The following is a 20,171-nucleotide window of genomic DNA, read 5'->3' as shown; positions in this document are numbered from 1 at the left end:
GAAGAACTCCCAGCTCCAGCACGCACGTACTTGTGCGCGCCAACCACCGGCACGGAGGCCGGTGCCCCCACCAGAAAGACGGGGGGACGGACAGGGAGCAGACCTCCGCAACCATTAAGGAACCTGCCACATGGCACGTCTGATGGGCGTCGATCTCCCGCGCGAAAAGCGCATGGAGATCGCGCTGACCTACATTTTCGGAATCGGGCGCACCCGCGCCACCCAGATCCTGGCCGAGACGGGCGTGAGCCCCGATCTGCGCTCGAAGGATCTGAGCGACGACGACCTGTCGAAGCTTCGCGATTACATCGAGGCCTCGGACTACAAGGTCGAAGGTGACCTGCGCCGCGAGGTTCAGGCCGATATTCGCCGCAAGATCGAGATCGGCTGCTACCAGGGCATCCGCCACCGTCGTGGCCTGCCCGTTCGTGGTCAGCGCACCAAGACCAACGCGCGTACGCGCAAGGGTCCGAAGAAGACCGTCGCCGGCAAGAAGAAGTAGGGATAGCGTATGCCTCCGAAGAGCCGGGCCGCTGGCCCGAAGAAGACTCAGAAGTCGCGTCGCCGGGATAAGAAGAACATCCCGCACGGCCACGCGCACATCAAGAGCACGTTCAACAACACCATCGTCTCGATCACCGACCCCGAGGGCAATGTCATCTCGTGGGCGTCGTCGGGCCACGTCGGCTTCAAGGGTTCGCGTAAGAGCACCCCGTTCGCCGCGCAGCTCGCCGCCGAGAACGCTGCCCGCAAGGCGCAGGAGAACGGTGTCAAGAAGGTCGACGTGTTCGTGAAGGGCCCGGGTTCGGGCCGCGAGACCGCGATCCGTTCGCTGCAGGCCGCAGGCCTGGAAGTGGGCTCGATCTCCGATGTCACCCCGCAGCCGCACAACGGCTGCCGTCCGCCCAAGCGGCGTCGCGTCTAAGCGGGAAAGGAACAGATAACAAATGGCACGTTATACAGGCCCCATCACCCGCAAGTCGCGTCGTCTGCGCGTCGACCTCGTCGGAGGCGACCAGGCGTTCGAGCGTCGTCCTTACCCGCCCGGCCAGCACGGCCGCGCGCGGATCAAGGAATCCGAGTACCTGATGCAGCTGCAGGAGAAGCAGAAGGCTCGCTTCTCCTACGGCGTCATGGAGAAGCAGTTCCGTCGCTACTACGAAGAGGCCAACCGCCTCAAGGGTAAGACCGGCGACAACCTGCTCCGCCTGCTCGAGGCTCGTCTGGACAACGTCGTGTACCGCGCCGGTCTGGCTCGTACCCGTCGTCAGGCCCGTCAGCTGGTCAGCCACGGTCACTTCATCGTCAACGGTGTCAAGGTGGACGTCCCCAGCTACCAGGTCTCCCAGTACGACATCATCGATGTCAAGGAGAAGTCGCTGCCGACGCTGCCGTTCCAGGTGGCGCGCGAGACCGTCGGCGACCGTCCGGTCCCCGGTTGGCTGCAGGTCGTCCCCGGCCGCCTGCGCATCCTGGTGCACCAGCTGCCCGAGCGCGCGCAGATCGATGTGCCGCTGCAGGAACAGCTCATCGTCGAGTACTACTCGAAGTAATCGCTTTTGGTGGGGGTCGTTCACACGACGGCCCCCGCAATCACTGACCAGGCGTCAAATAGCGGACGCCCTGAACAGGAAGTAGATCCTCATGCTGATTTCCCAGCGTCCGACACTGACCGAAGAGGTCGTTGCCGAGAACCGCTCGAAGTTCACCATCGAACCGCTCGAGCCGGGCTTCGGTTACACCCTCGGCAACTCGCTGCGTCGTACCCTGCTGTCCTCGATCCCGGGGGCCGCGGTCACGAGCATCCGCATCGACGGCGTCCTGCACGAGTTCACCACCGTTCCCGGCGTGAAGGAGGATGTCACCGACATCATCCTGAATCTCAAGGGTCTGGTCGTGTCCTCCGAAGAGGACGAGCCGGTCACCATGTACGTGCGCAAGCAGGGCCCCGGCACCGTCACCGCTGGTGACATCGTGCCGCCTGCCGGTGTCATCGTGCACAACCCGGACATGCACATCGCCACCCTGAACGACAAGGGCAAGCTCGAGATCGAGCTCGTCGTCGAGCGGGGCCGCGGTTACGTGCCCGCCGTGCAGAACAAGGCGACCGGTGCGGAAATCGGCCGGATCCCGGTGGATTCGATCTACTCCCCGGTGCTCAAGGTGACCTACAAGGTCGAGGCCACCCGTGTCGAGCAGCGCACCGACTTCGACCGTCTCATCCTCGACGTGGAGACCAAGAACTCCATCACGGCCCGGGACGCGCTGGCTTCGGCCGGTAAGACCCTGGTCGAGCTCTTCGGGCTGGCCCGTGAGCTCAACGTCGAAGCCGAGGGCATCGAGATCGGCCCCAGCCCGGCCGAGGCGGATCACATCGCCTCCTTCGGGCTGCCGATCGAGGATCTGGACCTCACCGTCCGGTCCTACAACTGCCTCAAGCGCGAGGGTGTGCACACGGTGGGCGAGCTCGTCGCCCGTACCGAGTCGGATCTGCTCGACATCCGCAACTTCGGCCAGAAGTCCATCGACGAGGTGAAGGTCAAGCTCCACGCGCTCGGCCTCTCGCTCAAGGACAGCCCGGCGTCGTTCGACCCGTCCTCCGTGGTGGGTTACGACGCGAGCACCGGAACGTGGAGCGACAGCGGCACGTTCAGTGATACCGACGGTGGCGAGCAGGACTACGCCGAGACCGAACAGCTCTAGGCCGCAGGGGGGCACCCCGGCGCAGCCTTTCACAAGGAGAATCCAATGCCCAAGCCCAAGAAGGGTGCCCGCTTCGGCGGGTCGGCGTCGCACCAGAAGGCGATCTTCGCCAATCTGGCCACGGCGCTCTTCGAGCACGGTCGTATCACGACCACCGAGTCCAAGGCCAAGGCGGTTCGCCCCTACGCCGAGAAGATCATCACCAAGGCGAAGGGCGGCACCCTCGCCGACCGTCGCGAGGTGCTGAAGGTCATCCGCAACAAGGACGTCGTGCACGCCCTGTTCGCGGAGATCGGCCCCTCCTTCGAGGGTCGCGATGGCGGCTACACCCGCATCACCAAGGCGCTGCCGCGCAAGGGTGACAACGCGCCGATGGCCGTCATCGAGCTCGTCCGCGAGAAGACCGTGACCAACGAGGCCGATCGGGCTCGTCGCGTCGCCGCTTCGCAGAAGACCGAAGAGGCCGCTCCGGCCGCCGAGGTCGTCGAGGAGAAGACCGAAGAGGTCGTCGCCGAGGCTCCGGCCGCCGACGAGACCGCCGAGGTCACCGAGGACAAGAAGGACGCCTGATCTCAGGAGTTCGGCCGAGCCCGTCACCCCGTGTGGGTGGCGGGCTCGGTTCATTCATCCGGGAGGAATCGATGGACGAGATCGGCACCGAGCGAGAGTCGATCCGGGTGCGGCTCGGGATCAGCTATGACGGCACCGATTTCACCGGCTGGGCGCGTCAGCCGGGGTTGCGCACCGTGCAGGGGGTGCTGGAGGAGTCGCTGTCGAAGGTGTTCCGCGCGCCCATCGTGCTGACCGTCGCCGGGCGCACCGATGCGGGCGTGCACGCGGAGGGCCAGGTCGCGCACTTCGACACCACCGCCGAACTCGACCCGGCCAGGCTGCTGCATCGGATGGCCAGGTTCCTGCCCAAGGATGTGCGGATCACCGATATCCGCCCGGTTCCCGCCGACTTCGACGCGCGCTTCTCGGCGATGCGCCGCCACTACGCCTACCGGCTCACCACCGCCCCCTACGGCGCTGACCCGCTGCGGGCGCGCAGCGTGGTGGCCTGCAAGCCGGGCGTCGACCTCGACGCCATGCGCGCGGCCTCGCGAAACCTGTTGGGGCTGCACGACTTCGCCGCGTTCTGCCGCCGCCGCGAGGGCGCGACCACGGTGCGCGAATTGCAGCGTTTCGACTGGGAGCGCGAGGGCGATCTGCTCACTGCCCATGTCAGCGCCGACGCGTTCTGCTGGTCGATGGTGCGCAGCCTGGTCGGCGCGGTGCTCGCCGTCGGCGAGGGCAGGCGGTCACCGGAGTGGGTGGCGAGCCTGCTCACCGAGACCCAGCGGTCGAGCTCGGTGACCGTCGCGCCCGCGCACGGCCTGAGCCTGATCGCGGTCGACTATCCCGCCGACGCCGATCTGGCGGCGCGCAACGCGCAGACCCGAGAGGTTCGGACCGTCCCCGCGTCCGAGGGCTGCTGCGGCGAGTGAATACCGCGTTGTTGCTCGCGGCGGAAGCGGCTGCGGCGTAGAGTCTCCCCCACGGTAAGCAGAAGTGATGTGCATCACATTATGTTTACCGACGCGTGTGGGTACCTGGCGGTCAATACCGTGATCGCCGGTGCTAGTTGAAGAATTGATGAAGGTGGACCATTCCACTTGGAAGCATTAGGTGGAAACGAATCGGGGAATCTGGCAGGCTCGGCGGCCAGGCGCGCCCAATGATTCGTGCGACGCCCGTTGTTTGCTGATCGGTTCGTATGGGGAGCGAGGTGGTTGGTGTGGGGGAAAGTGAATCCTTGGCACGCTGGGAGTCATTCCTGTCGGAGAGCTATGTCCCGCTGGTGGTTGACCCGGATCGGGGGCGGCCGTGTCACGGCGAGATCCAGCGCGAGCGACTGCCCGGCTTCGACCTGTCGACCATCAGCGTGAGTTCCCAGCGCATTCGGCGCACCAGAAGTGGCATCGCCAGAACCGATGGCGAGTTCTGGGTGGCCTCCGTCCTCACCGAGGGCTTCGGCGTCCTCCGCCAGGATGACCGGATCGCGGCCGTGCGACCGGGTGAGATGGTCTTCTACGACACCACGCGGCCCTACCAGTGGGACATCGACGATTCCTGCACGCAGGTGATCGTGATGGCGCCACTGGACGCGGTTCGTGAGCAATTGGGTGGCGAGAACACCACCTTGCCGACCGCCGTCACCGTGGCGGCCGACAGCGCGGGCGGGGTGGTCGCCGGGTTCTTCCGTGATCTGGCCAGGGTCACCCAAGCGGCACCGACACGGGCGAGCGTGCTGGCCGACAGCGGGGTCGCCCTGTTCGCCTCCGCGGTGAAGCTGGCCGCGGGCGAACTCCCGGTCGGCCAACCCGCGCAGACTCTCACGCGGGAACAGGTGCTCACCTTCATGCGGGCCCGATGTACCGATCCGGCGCTCACGGTCGACGAGATCGCCCGGGCGTGCCTGGTCTCGCGGCGCAGCCTCTATCGCCTGTTCGACGAGGTGGGCGAGGGCCTGAGCACCGTGCTGCGCCGGATGCGGGTCGAACGCGCGCAATCGATGCTGGTCGGCGACCCCACCCGCTCGACGGCATCGATCGGGGTCGCGGCGGGATTTTCCTCCGAACGGCACTTCTTCCGTGCCTTCCGGGTGGAAACGGGTATGACCCCCGGTGAGTACCGGCAGGGCGCGGCGCCCGCCGGGGAGTTCCGCCGATTCAGTGCCTGATCTGGCACAGACGGTCAGTCGGCTGGCACGGTTTGACAGTTTGAGTCGCCGCTTTCTGCGAGAGAGTGAACTGAACACATTTCACGGATATGAGCGACAAGGGGACACGATGAGTCGGGTACGCGTTGCCGCGGTACAGGCCGAGCCCAAGTGGCTGAACCTGTCGGCCGGAGTCGAGCAGACCATTGGATTCATCGAGGACGCGGCGGCCGGTGGCGCGGAGCTGGTGGCATTCCCGGAGACCTTCCTGCCAGGGTTTCCGTGGTGGATGTGGCTGAATTCGGTGGACTGGGGTGAGGAGTTCCTGGCCAGGTACCTGGCCAACGCGATGACCACCGACGGTGCCGAGCTCAGGGCGATCGTCTACGCCGCCCGGCGCAAGGGAGTGCACGTCTCGCTCGGTTTCGCCGAGCGCGCGGGGCGCGAGGTGTTCATGTCCCAGGCCCTGATCGACCCGGCGGGCTCGATCGTGACCGCCCGCAAGGCCGAACCGACCGGCCTCGAGCAGACGGTGTTCAGCACCGCCGAGGGCACCGCCCTGGTGCGCGACACCGCGCTCGGCCGGATCGGCGTCCTCGGCGGTGCTGACCATCTGCGCCCCGCCGAACGGGGACGACTGCAGGAGGAACGCGAGCAGATCCACATCGCGGCCTGGTCGGGGTTCACCGTGTCCTACGGCGAGGACAAGGACTCCGGCCTCGAACTCACCACCGCGGCGAGCGTGCGCTACGCGATGGACAGCGCCGCCCACGTCCTCGCCCCGGTCGCCGTGGTGCCGGTGGCGGGCTGGGAAGTGGTCGACGCCAGGGTGCCCGACCGCAGGCTCCTGCGCAGCGGCGGCGGCGTCTCCCGGATCTTCGGCCCCAGCGGCCTCGAACTCGCCACACCACTGCCCGAAGGCGCCGAGGGCCTGCTGTTCGCCGACCTCGAGATCACCCCCGCCCGCCCCACCTCCCGGCTCGACCGCTCGCCCGCGTTCCGGGTACCCGCCGGCCGCATCGCTCGCCGAGAACCGGTGCGCGCCACCTATTCCGAGGCCTGAGCGCCTGCGCGACCCGGCCTTTCAGCGCTATTCTCGGCTGATGCCGTAGAGACGGCTATGCCTGATGTCGCTGTTTCGGAGGTTGGCCGCGCATGGCACACGAACCGACCACGGTCGAGTTCTCTTCGAAGACTGCCCGCAGTGAGGAGTGGGAGCAGTGGGAAGCGCTGATGTCGCAGACCTATGTTCCGCTCACGATCGATTCCTTTCATCCCGAGCGGCCGTTCTATGGTCGGGTCACCACGACGCCGCTGGCGGCGCCGGAGGAATTCAGTCTGACGACGGTCGCGGGCAGCAATCAGGAATTCCGGCGCTCCAAGACCCAGGTCGCGCGGACCAGCGACGAGTTTCTGCTGGCCAGCATCCACTTCGGGGGAGAGGCCTGTCTGACGCAGGGTGGTAGGTCGGCGCACCTCGCCCCGGGTGACATGGTCTTCTACGACACGTCCAAGCCCTACAACTGGGCGAGTAGCTCGGAATTCGAGCAGGTGGTCGTGCAGGTGCCGATCCGGCTGCTGCGCGAGCGTCCCGGTCTGGGCCGGCTCGAGTTGCCGACCGCGGTGACCGTGCCCGCGGCCAGTGCGGCGGGGGTGGTCGCCGGGTTCTTCTGCAATCTCGCGAGAATTCACCAGGAGTCGCCCGACCAGGCGGATGTGCTGGCGCGCAACGCGCTCGACCTGTTCGGTTCCGCGGTTCTGCTCACCGCACGGGAGCGTCCGATCGATACGCCCGCCGACTCGCTCAGCCGCGAACACGTCATGACCTACCTGCGTGATCACTACACCGATCCCGACCTGACCGTCGACGAGGTCGCCCATGCCTGTCACATCTCACGGCGCACGCTGTTCCGGATCTTCGACGACACCAGCGGCAGTCTCAACACCACCGTGCGCCGAATGCGGGTGCGGCACGCGAAGATTCTGCTCGCCCGCGACCGTGCGCGTCCGCCGGCCGTCGTCGCCTTCGATGCGGGTTTCGCCTCCGAACGCCACTTCTACCGTGTGTTCCACCAGGAGACCGGAATGACGCCCGGCGAGTACCGCCAGACCCACATAGGCTGACCGCGCATGGCAAACGAACCGATGACCCTGGAGCTCTCCTCGGCGACAGGTCGGAGCGAGGCCTGCGAACAGTGGGAAGACCGGATGGTGCAGACCTATGTTCCGCTCTCCGTCGACATCGACGCCGAGCAGGCCTTCTACGGCCGGGTCACCACCAGTTCGCTGGCCGGGACGGAGGATTTCCGGCTGACGGTCCTCGCCGGCCGGAATCAGGAATTCCGCCGCTCCAAGAGCCATATCGCCCGGTCCGACGAGCACTATCTGCTGGCGGGCATCCAGACCCAGGGCCGTGCGCGGCTGCACCAGGACGGTCGTTCGGCTCTGATCCTGCCCGGCGAGATGACCTTCTTCGACACCTCACGGCCCTACAACTGGACCGAGGGCGCGAGTTTCGGCATGGTCCTGGTACAGGTGCCGATCCGCCTGCTGCGCGAACAACCGGGACTCGAACAGGTCGAGTTCCCGACGGCGATCACGGTGCCCGCCGCCAGCGCGGCAGGTGTGGTCGCTGGGTTCTTCCGCAATCTCGCCAGGATCCGGGATGTCTCGCCCGAGCAGGCGGATGTGTTGTCGGGCAGCGCGCTCGATCTCATCGGCAGTGCGGTCACACTGGCGGCCGGGGATCGTCCGGTCGACGTTCCCGCCGACACGCTCAATCGCGAGCGCGTACTGGCGTTCCTGCGCGACCACTACACCGATCCGGAGCTGACCGTCGACGAGGTAGCGCACGCCTGCCACATCTCCCGGCGCACGCTGTTCCGGATCTTCGACGGCACCGGCGAAACCCTCAACACCACCCTGCGCCGAATGCGCGTGCGGCACGCAAAGATCCTGCTGTCCCGCGATCGCTCGAACCTCCCCGCGGCGGTGGCCTTCGATTCGGGCTTCGCCTCGGAACGCAATTTCTATCGGGTGTTCCATGAGGAGACGGGAATGACGCCGGGGGAGTACCGGCAGGCACACCTCGGCTGACAGTGAACAGCTGCAGTGCTCGAAAAGTGTTTCGCACAGCGAGTATTCGCTGGTAGTCGGATTGAGCAGGGTTCCAGGCGCCGCTATTCTGGACGATGCCGGAGGGGCTACGGTGGCGGAATCTGACGGAGGTCGGCTGCGATGGCACACGCTCTGACGACGTGGGCGTTCCCCTCGGCGACTCCGGGGAGCGAGGCGTTCGAGGAATGGGAAGCTCGGATGCAGCAGTCGTACTTTCCGCTCGCCGTCATGCCCCATCACGACGCCGCGGTCTCGGGGCGACTCACCTTCGGCTCGCTCCCGGGCCCGGTCGGTCTCGGCCTCACCGACATCTATGTCGCCAATCAGGAGATCCGGCGCTCCAAGGGGCACGTCGCGGCGGCCGACGACGAGTACCTACTGGTGAGCATGCAGACCGTGGGCCGAGCCCGCCTGGATCAGAACGGCCGATCGGTCCTCCTCGCGCCTGGCGAGATGACATTCCTCGACAGCAGTCGGCCCTCGTGCTGGACCGTCGAGGGGGAGTGCGAGCAGGTGCTCGTTCAAGTGCCGATCCGCCGGTTGCGTGAGCTGCCCGGGCTGGGTCGGCTGAGGATGCCGACAGCGATCGCGATGCCTGCCGACAGCGCGGCGGCGGTGGTGTCGAACTTCTTCCACGGTCTGTCTCGCGTCCGGCGGGAATCGCCTGAACAGGCCGACATCCTGGCACACAACGCCCTCGATCTACTCGCCTCCGCGGTCCTGCTGGCCGCGGGCGAACGGCCGGTCGACACCTCCGCCGACGCACTCCGCCGCGAACAGGTCATCACCCACCTCCGTCGGCGCTGTGCGGACCCGGACCTGACCTTCGACGAGGTCGCGCGCGCCTGCCACATCTCCCGGCGGACCCTGTTCCGGATCTTCGGTGGCACCGGCGAAAGCCTCAACACCACCCTGCGCCGAATGCGCGTGCGCCGCGCGAAGGACCTGCTGGCCCGCGACCACGCCCGCCCTCCCACGGCGGTGGCGTTCGATTCTGGTTTCGCCACGGAACGTAATTTCTATCGGGCGTTCCATCAGGAGACCGGGATGACCCCCGGCGAATACCGCCAGACACACCTCGGCTGAGGATCAGGGTTCCCGTGGAAATCGAACCGTCCGGGTGCCCATCGGCAGCGCGGCGGGGGTGGTGGGCGAGTTCTTCCGCAACCTTGTCAGGATTCAGCGCGAATCACGCGAGCAAGCCGATGTGCTGGCCGGCAGCGCGCTCGACCTGATCGGATCGGCTGTCGTGCTGGCATCGGGCCGGCGGCCGGTCGACACCGGCACCGTCCAGGGCTACAACGCCACCCCGCGCGGACTGCGCCCGGCGAGTATCGGCAGGCGCAGTTGCGCTGAGGTGGCACTGATTGTCACCGATCGTGGCGCTGGACGACTGTGACCGCCGGTCGGGCTGTTCGACACTGGGTTTCAGTGATCGAGGGAGTACGAGGGGTGGCCGGGATGTCGATTCGGGTTCGGGCGGCGGCGGTGCAGGCCGAGCCGATGTGGCTGGATCTGGCCGCCGGTGTCGAGCAGACGATCGGCCTGATCGAGGACGCGGCGGCGGGTGGGGCGGAGCTGGTGGCGTTTCCGGAGACTTTTCTGCCGGGTTATCCCTGGTGGTTGTGGCTGGAATCGGTCGACTGGGGTACGGAGTTCCGTAGTCGCTATCTGGCCAACGCCATGAGCCGGGACAGTGCCGAACTGTCGGCCATCGCGCGGACCGCCCGGCGGGTCGGGATCCGGGTGGTGCTCGGATTCGCCGAGCGGGCCGAGCGGAACCTGTACATGGCGCAGGCGATGGTGAGTCCGGATGGGCAGGTGGACATCTCGCGGAAGGCCTGGCCGACGCCGCTCGAACGCGCCGTCTTCGCCGCCGGTGCGCGGACCCCGACCGTGTACTACACCGAACTGGGCCGGATCGGGATGCTCGGGGGAGCCGACCATCTGTGCCCGCAGCGGCGCATGGACCTGTGGCGGGAGCAAATCCATGTCGCCGCGTGGTCGGGATTCACCATCTACCACGAGGTCAGCGAGGAGATCGTCATGGCGGTGAACAGCGATGTCAGCGAGCAGTACGCCAGAGCCGCGGGCGTGGTGGTGATCGCGCCGACGGCACTGGTCCCGATGATCGGCTGGCACGCCGTCGACGCGCGCACGCCGGGACAGCGGCTGCTCGGCGTCGGTGGCCTCGCGCGGATCCTCGGGCCCGACGGCCGCGATCTCGCGCCGCCGCTGCCGCCGGGCAGCACGGGCCTGCTGTTCGCCGATGTCGTTCTCGGCGGATCGGCTCGGCCGGACGCGGACGAGCACCCGTCCGCGCGCTGGGTCGGCTAGGAGCGGACCAGCCGCGCGATGGCGTCGGTGGCCTCCTTGATCTTGGCCTCGGCCTCGGGTCCACCGGCCACGGCGGCGTCGACCACGCAGTGGCTGATGTGGTCCTCGAGCAGGCCCATCGCGACGGCCTGCAGTGCCTTGGTCATCGCCGAGACCTGGGTGAGGATGTCGATGCAGTATTTTTCCTCTTCGACCATGCGCTGCAGGCCGCGCGACTGGCCCTCGATGCGGCGCAGGCGCTTGAGGTAGTCGTCCTTGGCGGTGATGTAGCCGTGGCCATGGCCTTCGTGGCCCGCGTGCTCGCCGCCGGTCGCGGTGTCGGGGGTGGGTGCTGTCACCGAAGGTCTCCTCGCCTACCTGGATGCTCGTGTTGACGAGCTGATACCCCCCTAGGGTACAGTTTCCGGTCGGAATTGTCAGATGGGGCGCGCTGCCAGGTCCCGGATGTGCGCGAGACCTGCTCGGACGGGACAATCACCGGTATGAGTTCGCTTCCCCGGCCCGCACTCGCCGTCATCGGCGGCAGCGGTTTCTACGACTTCTTCGATGCCGACGCCACCCACGTCGAGGTCGACACACCGTACGGCGCGCCGAGTGCCCCGATCGCGATCGGCGAGGTCGACGGGCGTCCCGTCGCCTTCCTGCCGCGCCACGGCAAACAGCACGAGTTCGCCCCGCACACCCTGCCCTACCAGGCCAATCTGTGGGCGCTGCGCTCGCTGGGCGTGCGCCGGGTGTTCGCGCCGTGCGCGGTCGGCAGCCTGCGCGCCGACTGGGGGCCGGGCACCGTCGCGGTGCCCGATCAGCTCGTCGACCGGACCTCGGGCCGTCCGCAGACCTACTTCGACGGCGGCGGCATCCATGTCTCCTTCGCCGACCCCTACTGCGATGACCTGCGAACCGCCGCGGTCAAGTCCGCGGGCGAGGATCTGCGGGTCGAAGACTCCGGCACGATGGTCGTCGTGCAGGGCCCGCGCTTCTCCACCAGGGCCGAGAGCCGCTGGTTCGCGGGGCAGGGCTGGGACCTGGTCAACATGACCGGTCATCCCGAAGCGGTCCTCGCCCGGGAACTCGAAATGTGCTACGCCGCCGTCGCGCTCGTCACCGACCTCGACGCGGGCCTGGAAGAGGGCGACGGCGTGCACGCGGTGGACGTGTTCGCCGAGTTCAAGAAGAATCTCGGCCCGTTCAAGGAACTCATGCGCCGCGCGGTCTCGGCGGTCGACGGCACCGACACCTGCGAACGCTGCCGCGTGCACGCCGGGGTGTCGCTGCCCTTCGAACTGCCCTGATCACTCCGGCGCGCCGGAAACCGGTGCGGTGACCTGCAATTGGGCCAGGACGAACGCGGGCGCGCCGAGCGCGGCACCACCGGGCAGCGGCGACACCTCGACATCGGCGACGAGCCAGCCACCCGACTCGGCCGCCAGCCGCAGTCCGGTCAGCCCGGCGCGGGCGGCGCCGGCCAGGATCTGCGCGCGCGCCGCGACGATCCTGGCCCGGTCCTCGGGATGCGGGATGGTCCGATCGTCGATGCCGCGCCAGCGCAGTCCCGGCACCGGCTCGGTCACCCAGCGCACCGCCCGCACCTGTGCGGTGTCGAGGATGACCAGGTAGAGGCCGGGCCGGGAGTCGCGCAGCAGGTCGAGTGTGGTCGCCTCGAACGACTTGGGTTGCGGGGCAACGCTGTCGGTGACGTCGACGGCGAGACCGCGCCAGGCGAACCGTCGCGGGTGCGGTCCGTTGCGGGCGGCCAGCAGCAGCGAACGCGGGCCCGTCGCCGCGCGGACGGTCGCGACGCCGGACCAGCGGCCCGCGGGTTCCGAACGGGTGAGGGCGGCGACGATCTCGAGCGCCCGGTCGAAGCGCTCGATCCGGCGGAACGTCTCGGCACCCACGTATTCGGCGGGGGCCGAACCGAACTGGGCCCCGAGTCCGGCGGGCCTGGTGTGCACCACCCTGGTGCGCGCGTCGATCTCGAACGGCGCGACACCGAGCTCATGGTCGGGATCGCCGCCCACCCACACCTTCACCCCGTGCGTCCCCACGCCGGGCCAGACCACGGGGACGGCCCGGAATCGCCGCTGCGACCACGGATTCCGCGATTTCGGCAGAATGAGGTCGACCGGTTCACCGGTGTCGTGGGCGGCCGCGATCATCGGTTGCAGCCGGGTCGGGATCGCCCGCTGATACGACGCCCACTCCCGCGGGCTCGTCCCCGCGGTCAGCATCGACCACGTCTCCGGTGCGCCGAGCGTCTCCACCAGCTGCCATCGCCCGATGATCAAGTGCTACCCCCTTCACCCCACGCCGACGAACCCGATGCCGATCATCGTGCCTGATCAGTTCCACCGCGCCGGTGCCGGGGAGCCCGGACAGCCGCGACGGCGTCGGTGACCGGGGATAGGCTCGGCGCATGGACACACCGTTGCGGTTGGAGGTCATCGTCGCCAGTCCCCGTCCCGAGCGGTTCGCGCCGGTGGTGGCGGACTGGTTTCTCGCGGCGGTGGCCCAGCGGCCGGAATTCGCGGTGGGCGTGCTGGATCTGCGCGATCTCGCCCTGCCGGTCGAGCTCACCGAGTCACCGGCGGTCGACGAATTCCGCGCCCGGATCGCGGCCGCCGACGCGTTCGTCGCCGTCACCTCGGAGTACAACCACGGCTACCCGGCCTCGCTGAAGATCGCGTTGGACAGCGCCAAACGGGAATGGCGGGCCAAACCGATCGGGTTCGTGTCCTATGGCGGACTGTCCGGCGGCCTGCGCGCGGTCGAACAACTGCGACAGGTGGTCGCCGAGCTGCACATGGTCTCGGTGCGCGAATCGGTGAGTTTCGCCCAGGCCAAGCGCCGCTTCGACGCGACGGGCGCGACCGATGACCGGGCCGCGGTCGACGCCTCGGCGCGGATGATCGACCAATTGGCCTGGTGGGGACGGACTTTGCGCGCCGCCCGCGGCGCCGACCCCTATCCCGGCTGACCGGTCAGGCGTTGGCCATCTGGCGCTGTCCGCGCGGCTGACCGATGTAGGTCGATTCGCGCGGGATGGACACCAGGGTCAGGTTCACCCTCGTCGTCCCGGTGCGCAGCACGACCCGGTTGCCGATCGCGCCCGGCTGGAAGATCTCCAGATCGGGACGGGAGGCGGGCCAGCCGTTCGGGTCGCCGGTGAGATAGATCGTGGTGACACCGGCGTGCGGGGCCGGGGCGAGCACACCGTCGACGACGGTGGCGGTGAAACCCGCGTCGGACTGGTGGGTCTCGACCGCGATGGTCAACCGCTCCGGGTTGCCGACGGTGGTCACCAGCTGCTCCCAGGCGTGCGCCCGGTCGGTGCGCACGAGCACGCGCTCACCGACGGCCAGCGCCCGGAACACCAACTGCTGGGCCAGATACAGCTCACCGGCCACATAGACCGAGGAGATACCGGAACCGATGATCCTGGTGGCGACGCCGTTGCCCTCGTCGTCGGAGCCGAGCAGCTGACCGCAGCCCGCCGAGGGCAGGTGCAGCGCCCCGATGACATCGATCGGGTACTCGGTGGTCGGCACGGTGTCGTCCACGCCGGGCACCGCGATCGGCAGGTGCGCCAGCAGGGCGTCGCGGTGGCGGCCGTTCATCGACACCATGCCCTTGGTCTTGGCCTTCTCCGGCAGCTCACGGGCGGTCAGGCGCCACGCGGCGCCGACGCTCACCGACTCGGCATCGCTGCCGGGACGCAGCCGCACCGCGACCGTGGTGCCGCGCGAGGGCGCGACCCACAGCTGCGCGAGCAGATCGGAGCCGAGTTGCTTGGGATCGACCGCGCTGCCGATGTTCACCGCGTTGCCGATCTCGGCGTACTTCCACTTCTGGCTGAGTGTGCGCGGATCCAGCCCGGCGGTGATCTGCTGGACGGCCTTGCGGATCTCGGGCGCGGTGAGGATGCGGGCGTTGCAGTCGGCGTCCTCGAGCGTGCGCATGATCCGCTGGGTGGCGATGGTGACCGCGCGCGAGGCGCCGTCGGTGCCGCCACCGCGGCGGGCGGTCGCGTCGGGGCAGCGGACCGCGTCGAAGCTGATCGCCAGCCAGACCGTGCGGTGCGCGGTGGCGGGCAGCGGGCCGAGCAGCGATTCGTAGATCGCGCCCGCAGGCGTGCCGGAGCGGCTGCGGTGGCCGTGGCTGATGATGTCGATACCGCTGAGCAGGATGTCGTGCTGGTTGAGGCAGGCGGCCAGCTCGGGCAGCGGGAGCAGGTGCGAGGCGTGCACGGTGGTGCGCGCGATCCTGGTCAGCCCGCCCTTGGGCGGCAGCACCTCGACCACGGTGACCACGCGACTGCCGTCCCAGTACAGGCCGAGCGAGCGGCCGTCGGTGTCGCGGAAGTCGACGGTGTCGCCGAGGGTGTACTCGCGCTTGCCGAAAGACCGGCGGATGGTGACGATCCAGTCGAGCAGCGTGCGCTTGCCGATCGGGATCAGCGGCACCAGCGCCACCACGAGGGCGATGCCGAGCGCAGGCAGCGGATCGAGTCCGGCCACCAGCGCGACGACCCCGGCGAGCAGGCCCATGACCTGCACGATGAGCAGCTGCGGCAGTGAGATCCGGCCGAAGAGTGGACGCGGACCCGCACCGGTGAACTCGGCCATTCGTTTCCTCCCCCAGGTACCCGTTTTGTCGATCGGCCGTGGCCGAATGCGAGCAAGTCTTGCGGGGAACTGTACTGTGTTGCCCGGACAAGAGCACTGTTCGGGGGAGGAACCATGCCTTCAAAACCCACTACTCGCTGGCAGGTCAGCGGCTACCGCTTCCTGGTGCGGCGGATGGAGCACGCCCTGGTACGCCGGGACGTGCGCATGTTGCACGATCCGATGCGCGCCCAGACCCGTGCCTACGTGGTCGGTCTCGTGCTCGGCATCGTCGTGCTGGCAGGCTGTGGCGTTCTCGCGCTGCTCAAGCCGCAGGACAAGATCGGTGACAGCAAGATCCTGATCGCCAAGGAATCGGGCGGCGTCTACGTGGTGATCGACAATGTCGTGCACCCCGCGCTCAACCTCGCCTCGGCCCGGCTGGCCGCCGGTGAGGCGGCGAAGGCGGGCATCGTCAAGGAATCCGAGCTGGGCAAGCGGCCACGCGGCCAGCTCATCGGCATTCCCGGCGCCCCGTCCTCGCTGATCTACGACAAGGACGGCAAGGGTCGTCCGTGGTCGGTGTGCGACCAGCTCAAGTCCGACGGCAGCACCGACCACACCACCTCGGTGCTGGCGGGTTCGCCCGAACTCGGAACCAAGGCCGAGAAGCTGGACGGCGACAAGGCACTGCTGGTGCAGGGCAAGGACTCCGCCTACCTGGTCTACGACAACAAGCGGGCCAGGGTCAACATGGACGACCCCGCGGTGACCCAGGCGCTCGGCATCATCGGCGAGACCCCGCGCCCGATCAGCGAGGGACTGCTCAACGCGATTCCCGAAGTGCTGCCGATCATCTCGCCGGTGATCGCGAATCCGGGTGGCGAGCCGTCCTACAAGGTCAGCGGCCATCGCATCGGTGACATCGTCCAGGTGTTCAACGAGCCGAACCAGAACTATGTGGTGCTGCAGGACGGCCTGCAGTCGGTCTCGCCGCTGACCGCCCAGATCGTGCGCAACTCCAACGACACGACCATGCAGGGCACCACGATTCAGGCCACCGAGCGTGCCTACGGCGGTGTCTCGAACGCGCTGCAGGTGCACTCCTACCCGCAGCACGCGCCGCAGCTGATCACCGCCAAGAACCAGCCGGTCAGCTGCATCAACTGGCGCCCCATCGAGGGTGCCGCCGATGCCGCCGACGGGACTGCGCGGGCGGAACTGTCGCTGCTGACCGGCATCGCGCTGCCGATCCCCGACGACGCCAAGCTGGTCGCGCTCGCCCAGGCCGACGCGTCGGGCCCCAATGCCGACTCGGTCTACATTCCGCCGGCCAGTGGCGCGTACGTGCAGTCCACCGGGATCGAGCCCGACAGCCGCCGCAAGGGCAGCCTGTTCTACGTCGCCGACACCGGCGTCCGCTTCGGGATCAAGAACGCCGACGCGGTGAAGGCGCTGGGGCTGGAAGAGGCGAAGGCCGAACCGGCACCGTGGCCGATCGTCGGGCTGCTCGCGGGTGGTCCCAGCCTCGGACGTGAGGACGCGATGGTCGCCCATGACGGCATCGCGCCGGATCCGTCACCGGCCAAGCAGCTGGTCGCGGATGTGAAGTAGCTCGACCCGAACCGAAGAACCCTGCCGCCCTGGATATTTCGATCCGGGGTGGCAGGGTTCTTTTCGTCGCAGGGGGCTCAGATGTCGTCGTCGCGCATGCCGAAGCGACGGCGGATCGGGAACGAGGCGAGCAGGCCGAGCACGAACAGTAGACCGACCGTGGAGCCACCGATCAGCGCCACATTGCGGGCCGTGTTGTCCGGGGCGGGTTCGGGCGCCGGAACGGCGAGCTGGACCTGCTTGGCCGGTGACGGGCGCTTGGGCGGCAGCGGTCCGGTGACCTCGGCGGTGAGCGCGGCGATCGGGTCGACCGCGCCGTAGCCGATGTACTGGTTCCAGCCCTCGGCGGGCGCGTGCGCCGTCGCCTGGATGCGCTTCATCACGTCCTTGGCGCTGAGCTCGGGGAACCGCGCGCGCACCAGTGCGACCACGCCGGACACCAGCGGTGTCGCGAAACTGGTTCCGCTGATCGGACTGTCGTTGCCCTGCTGATCGACCGAGGACGTCGCGGTCCCCGGCGCACGCGGATTCAGCGACACCATGTTCTCGCCGGGCGCCGCGACGCTGAGCCACGGGCCCGCCACGGTGAACGTCGACGGTGCGCCGTTGGTGTCGATCGAGCCGACCGCGAGCACGTACTCGTCCCAGCGCGCCGGCGCCACGTTCATCGTCGTCTTCGACCACGGATCCGCGGTGGGATCGAGCGGATCGATCACCGTGTTGGTGGTCTTGCAGGTGTCGGTATTGCCCGCCGCCACAACGGGAACCGCGTTCTTGACCTCCACGGCGTACTGCAGCGCCGCGCCGATCGCCCCGTCGACGGTGTTGGACGTACCGCACCACACTTCGGAGACATTGATCACAGTCGCGCCCATGTCGGCGGCCCGGCGGATCGCCGAGGCCATCGTGCGCACATCGCCGTAGGCGTCGGGCATCTCCTCCGGCGCCTTCTCCTGCGACCTGCCCTCTTTCTGATAGAAGCGGCTGGTCTGGCGGATGGTGAGAATGCGCGCCTCGGGCGCGACGCCGGAGAAGCCCTGGCCCGGTACCTGGGAGGCCGCGATCAGGCCGGCGACGAAGGTGCCGTGCGCGTCGCAGTCCTCGGTGCCGTCGCCGGTGTTGCCGACGAAATCACCGCCCGCGATCAGGTCAGGCAGGCGTTCGTGCCTGGTCACGCCCGTATCGATCACCGCGACGGTCTGGCCCGCGCCGCGCGAGAACTGCCAGGCGCGTTCCAGATCGAGCGAGCGCTGCGCGGTCGGGATCGTCGGTCCCTCGCCACCGGAGCGCACCGCGGCGCAGACGGTGTTCGGCGGGACCTCGGTCTTCTCCGGCGGTGCGGCCGGGTCGCCCGCGGGTAGGAGTCCCGGGTCGACCACGGGCGGACGCTCGGCAGAGGCGGGTGGTGCCCCGACGCCGAAGGACGCGCCGACACCGAGCGCCACGGCCGCGGCCATGACGCGCAGGTTCGTGTTCACAGCCCGCGGACGAGGCTGTAGAGATCGGCGACCCAGAACACCAGCGGCAGCACCGCGGCGACGAAGGCGTATTCGAGCAGTTCGACCGCCCGGCGCATCGGCGGGGTGGCCGACTGGTTCGGCACGATCAGGCCGATGACCAGCGCGGACACCAGGATCACCAGCGCGGCACCGAAGACCACCAGCGGCTGGCGCATCTCGACCGCGACACCGATCAGCATGATCAGCACGATCGCCGCGCCGCCCGCGATGAGCACGATGGCCTGCTCGGCGCCCGCGTAGGTGCGGCTGCGGAACATCAGCACCGCGGCGCACACCAGCGCCAGCGCGATGCCGGGCCAGTAGGCGCCCTCGGCGGTCGCGTTCACCGACAGCAGCGCGCCGACGACGGTGACCAGCGTGGTCGCGGTGACCAGGCCGGCGAGGTAGTTGCGGGCCCGCTCCGACCTGGCGCGCAGCGCGTCGAGCGTGGGCAGCGCGCGATGGTCGTCGGGATCGTCCTCGGTGGGATCGATCGGGGTGCCGGGGGAGGGGACCGGCGGCAGCGGCAGCTTGGCCAGCAGCATCGAGATCCGCGGCGAGAGCGAAAGACCCGCGAGTCCGGCCGCGGCGGCGATCGCGCCGATGGCCTTGACCGGCTGATCGGTGAGCAGGCCCACCAGCGCGGCCGGAACGGTGAACACCGAGATCGTCGCCGCGCCGATGAACAGCGCGAGGCCGACACCGGTGACCCGCCAGGCCAGCACCGCGACGGCGCCGAACAGCGCCGAGCCGAGCAGCAGATGGGCCCAGCCGTAGTGATCGGGGACGATCAGCATGCCGCCGGTGAAGGCGGCGGGCAGCGCGCAGCCACCGAGGACGAGCGCCGCGGAGGTGTCGCCGTACATCCGGCTCAGCACGGTGCCGGCGACCACGCACAGGATCGCGACGAACAGCGCGAGCGACCCGGTCGCCCAGAACGGCAGCGCGTCGGGCGCGGTGAGCAGACCGAAGCAGCCGACCAGCATGGTGAGCGCGGCGAGCACCGAACCGGTGATGCGCGCGGTCTTGGGCGTCCAGCTGCGGTAGTGCTCGGCGTCGGCGATCGCGACGTTGTACATGATGTCGTCGAACAGCGGGGTCGGCGCGGTGTGCGAGGCACTCTCGAGCATCAACAGCTCGCCGTCGCGGACACCGTGCTCACCCAGGCTCAACGAGTTCGAGAACGGCGGGTGGCCGATCCGCGCGAGCACCCATTCGGCAGGCTCGTAGCGTTCCCCGTCGTTGTCGAACTCATTGGACCGACTGTGCTGTGCGACCATGTCGACCACACTCGGAATGACCAGGGCCACCGGCACATCGACCGGGATCGCCATGTCCACCTGGGTGTGCTTGGCCAGGATCGTCACCCGGGCAAGATCCGGTGCGCGAACGATGCCGCGCGCGGAATCCTCTTCCACATGATCGAGTCGCGCGTGCGTCAAAACTCCCCCAACTCCGTCTCTACCTCGTGTTTCCGCTCGACCGCGCGGGCGATCGACAGTTTGCGGAACTCACCGTTCGGACAGCAGAATGCTCGACGAACCATACGACATGTCGGCCGCGACCTCTACACTGAGCCCGTCGCGAGGCCAGACA

21 protein-coding genes are annotated in these 20,171 nt (G+C 68.5%); 16 read left to right on the top strand and 5 right to left on the bottom strand.

Annotation, left to right across the window (positions count from 1 at the left end; translation table 11 throughout):
* The first annotated feature begins 130 nt into the window (after positions 1-130).
* From rpsM to ACFVVM_RS28505, 13 genes are all read left to right on the top strand, one after another.
* On the top strand, positions 131-502 hold the full coding sequence (gene rpsM / locus ACFVVM_RS28565) for a 30S ribosomal protein S13 (protein ID WP_378598303.1): 372 nt from the start codon (positions 131-133) through the stop codon (positions 500-502).
* 9 nt (positions 503-511) lie between these two features.
* Positions 512-925, top strand: coding sequence for a 30S ribosomal protein S11 (rpsK, locus tag ACFVVM_RS28560; RefSeq protein ID WP_019045110.1), 414 nt, complete (start codon positions 512-514; stop codon positions 923-925).
* Between the two features lie 22 nt (positions 926-947).
* Positions 948-1,553, top strand: coding sequence for a 30S ribosomal protein S4 (gene rpsD, locus ACFVVM_RS28555; RefSeq protein WP_387624525.1), 606 nt, complete (start codon positions 948-950; stop codon positions 1,551-1,553).
* Positions 1,554-1,644: 91 nt separating this feature from the next.
* A complete protein-coding gene (locus ACFVVM_RS28550) occupies positions 1,645-2,703 on the top strand; it encodes a DNA-directed RNA polymerase subunit alpha (RefSeq protein WP_387624522.1) in 1,059 nt (352 codons plus the stop codon).
* Positions 2,704-2,748: 45 nt separating this feature from the next.
* Positions 2,749-3,273 (top strand): 50S ribosomal protein L17, encoded by a 525-nt coding sequence (rplQ, locus tag ACFVVM_RS28545; protein ID WP_387624519.1) that lies wholly within the window; start codon positions 2,749-2,751, stop codon positions 3,271-3,273.
* 71 nt (positions 3,274-3,344) lie between these two features.
* A complete protein-coding gene (gene truA, locus ACFVVM_RS28540; protein WP_387624516.1) occupies positions 3,345-4,190 on the top strand; it encodes a tRNA pseudouridine(38-40) synthase TruA in 846 nt (281 codons plus the stop codon).
* 290 nt (positions 4,191-4,480) lie between these two features.
* Positions 4,481-5,425 carry a helix-turn-helix domain-containing protein gene (locus ACFVVM_RS28535; protein ID WP_387624513.1) on the top strand — a complete coding sequence of 315 codons (945 nt, stop codon included), beginning with the start codon at positions 4,481-4,483 and terminating at the stop codon, positions 5,423-5,425.
* A gap of 109 nt (positions 5,426-5,534) precedes the next feature.
* A complete protein-coding gene (locus tag ACFVVM_RS28530) occupies positions 5,535-6,467 on the top strand; it encodes a nitrilase-related carbon-nitrogen hydrolase (protein ID WP_387624511.1) in 933 nt (310 codons plus the stop codon).
* Between the two features lie 92 nt (positions 6,468-6,559).
* Entirely contained in the window at positions 6,560-7,528 is a 969-nt protein-coding gene (locus ACFVVM_RS28525) for an AraC family transcriptional regulator (protein WP_387624509.1), read from the top strand.
* A 6-nt stretch (positions 7,529-7,534) separates the two neighbouring features.
* Positions 7,535-8,500, top strand: a complete 966-nt coding sequence (locus ACFVVM_RS28520) for a helix-turn-helix domain-containing protein (protein WP_387624507.1) — start codon at positions 7,535-7,537, stop codon at positions 8,498-8,500.
* 141 nt (positions 8,501-8,641) lie between these two features.
* Entirely contained in the window at positions 8,642-9,607 is a 966-nt protein-coding gene (locus ACFVVM_RS28515) for a helix-turn-helix domain-containing protein (RefSeq protein WP_387624504.1), read from the top strand.
* A 61-nt stretch (positions 9,608-9,668) separates the two neighbouring features.
* Positions 9,669-9,920 carry a hypothetical protein gene (locus ACFVVM_RS28510; protein WP_387624502.1) on the top strand — a complete coding sequence of 84 codons (252 nt, stop codon included), beginning with the start codon at positions 9,669-9,671 and terminating at the stop codon, positions 9,918-9,920.
* A 62-nt stretch (positions 9,921-9,982) separates the two neighbouring features.
* Positions 9,983-10,858 (top strand): nitrilase-related carbon-nitrogen hydrolase, encoded by an 876-nt coding sequence (locus ACFVVM_RS28505; protein ID WP_387624499.1) that lies wholly within the window; start codon positions 9,983-9,985, stop codon positions 10,856-10,858.
* On the opposite strand, the gene ACFVVM_RS28500 is transcribed toward ACFVVM_RS28505, so the two are convergent.
* Complete coding sequence (locus ACFVVM_RS28500; RefSeq protein ID WP_387624496.1) at positions 10,855-11,196, bottom strand: metal-sensitive transcriptional regulator; 342 nt, start codon at positions 11,194-11,196, stop codon at positions 10,855-10,857. The genes ACFVVM_RS28505 and ACFVVM_RS28500 overlap by 4 nt on opposite strands.
* Before the next feature lie 144 nt (positions 11,197-11,340).
* On the opposite strand from ACFVVM_RS28500, the gene ACFVVM_RS28495 reads away from it, so the two are divergent.
* A complete protein-coding gene (locus ACFVVM_RS28495) occupies positions 11,341-12,150 on the top strand; it encodes an S-methyl-5'-thioadenosine phosphorylase (protein ID WP_387624494.1) in 810 nt (269 codons plus the stop codon).
* On the opposite strand, the gene ACFVVM_RS28490 is transcribed toward ACFVVM_RS28495, so the two are convergent.
* On the bottom strand, positions 12,151-13,146 hold the full coding sequence (locus tag ACFVVM_RS28490; RefSeq protein ID WP_387624491.1) for a GAF domain-containing protein: 996 nt from the start codon (positions 13,144-13,146) through the stop codon (positions 12,151-12,153).
* 128 nt (positions 13,147-13,274) lie between these two features.
* On the opposite strand from ACFVVM_RS28490, the gene ACFVVM_RS28485 reads away from it, so the two are divergent.
* Positions 13,275-13,835, top strand: coding sequence for an NADPH-dependent FMN reductase (locus tag ACFVVM_RS28485; protein WP_387624489.1), 561 nt, complete (start codon positions 13,275-13,277; stop codon positions 13,833-13,835).
* Between the two features lie 4 nt (positions 13,836-13,839).
* Here ACFVVM_RS28485 and eccE read toward each other — a convergent pair whose 3' ends face one another.
* Positions 13,840-15,483 carry a type VII secretion protein EccE gene (gene eccE, locus ACFVVM_RS28480; protein ID WP_387624486.1) on the bottom strand — a complete coding sequence of 548 codons (1,644 nt, stop codon included), beginning with the start codon at positions 15,481-15,483 and terminating at the stop codon, positions 13,840-13,842.
* 114 nt (positions 15,484-15,597) lie between these two features.
* On the opposite strand from eccE, the gene eccB reads away from it, so the two are divergent.
* Positions 15,598-17,076: a type VII secretion protein EccB gene (gene eccB / locus ACFVVM_RS28475; RefSeq protein ID WP_387624483.1), complete on the top strand. Its 1,479-nt coding sequence runs from the start codon at positions 15,598-15,600 to the stop codon at positions 17,074-17,076.
* 77 nt (positions 17,077-17,153) lie between these two features.
* On the opposite strand, the gene mycP is transcribed toward eccB, so the two are convergent.
* Positions 17,154-18,533: a type VII secretion-associated serine protease mycosin gene (mycP, locus tag ACFVVM_RS28470; RefSeq protein ID WP_387624481.1), complete on the bottom strand. Its 1,380-nt coding sequence runs from the start codon at positions 18,531-18,533 to the stop codon at positions 17,154-17,156.
* Positions 18,534-18,550: 17 nt separating this feature from the next.
* Entirely contained in the window at positions 18,551-20,017 is a 1,467-nt protein-coding gene (eccD, locus tag ACFVVM_RS28465) for a type VII secretion integral membrane protein EccD (RefSeq protein WP_387624479.1), read from the bottom strand.
* Positions 20,018-20,171: the final 154 nt, after the last annotated feature.

Source organism: Nocardia sp. NPDC058176, assembly GCF_042883805.1.
Lineage (GTDB): Bacteria > Actinomycetota > Actinomycetes > Mycobacteriales > Mycobacteriaceae > Nocardia.
Note: the sequence above shows the minus strand (reverse complement) of the source record. Positions and strands in the feature narration are given on the sequence as shown.

Coding starts and splice junctions, on each gene's coding strand:
- rpsM (WP_378598303.1), top strand. CDS start 131: ATGGCACGTCTGATGGGCGTCGATCTCCCGCGCGAAAAGCGCATGGAG.
- rpsK (WP_019045110.1), top strand. CDS start 512: ATGCCTCCGAAGAGCCGGGCCGCTGGCCCGAAGAAGACTCAGAAGTCG.
- rpsD (WP_387624525.1), top strand. CDS start 948: ATGGCACGTTATACAGGCCCCATCACCCGCAAGTCGCGTCGTCTGCGC.
- ACFVVM_RS28550 (WP_387624522.1), top strand. CDS start 1,645: ATGCTGATTTCCCAGCGTCCGACACTGACCGAAGAGGTCGTTGCCGAG.
- rplQ (WP_387624519.1), top strand. CDS start 2,749: ATGCCCAAGCCCAAGAAGGGTGCCCGCTTCGGCGGGTCGGCGTCGCAC.
- truA (WP_387624516.1), top strand. CDS start 3,345: ATGGACGAGATCGGCACCGAGCGAGAGTCGATCCGGGTGCGGCTCGGG.
- ACFVVM_RS28530 (WP_387624511.1), top strand. CDS start 5,535: ATGAGTCGGGTACGCGTTGCCGCGGTACAGGCCGAGCCCAAGTGGCTG.
- ACFVVM_RS28525 (WP_387624509.1), top strand. CDS start 6,560: ATGGCACACGAACCGACCACGGTCGAGTTCTCTTCGAAGACTGCCCGC.
- ACFVVM_RS28520 (WP_387624507.1), top strand. CDS start 7,535: ATGGCAAACGAACCGATGACCCTGGAGCTCTCCTCGGCGACAGGTCGG.
- ACFVVM_RS28515 (WP_387624504.1), top strand. CDS start 8,642: ATGGCACACGCTCTGACGACGTGGGCGTTCCCCTCGGCGACTCCGGGG.
- ACFVVM_RS28505 (WP_387624499.1), top strand. CDS start 9,983: ATGTCGATTCGGGTTCGGGCGGCGGCGGTGCAGGCCGAGCCGATGTGG.
- ACFVVM_RS28495 (WP_387624494.1), top strand. CDS start 11,341: ATGAGTTCGCTTCCCCGGCCCGCACTCGCCGTCATCGGCGGCAGCGGT.
- ACFVVM_RS28485 (WP_387624489.1), top strand. CDS start 13,275: ATGGACACACCGTTGCGGTTGGAGGTCATCGTCGCCAGTCCCCGTCCC.
- eccE (WP_387624486.1), bottom strand. CDS start 15,483: ATGGCCGAGTTCACCGGTGCGGGTCCGCGTCCACTCTTCGGCCGGATC.
- eccB (WP_387624483.1), top strand. CDS start 15,598: ATGCCTTCAAAACCCACTACTCGCTGGCAGGTCAGCGGCTACCGCTTC.
- mycP (WP_387624481.1), bottom strand. CDS start 18,533: ATGGCCGCGGCCGTGGCGCTCGGTGTCGGCGCGTCCTTCGGCGTCGGG.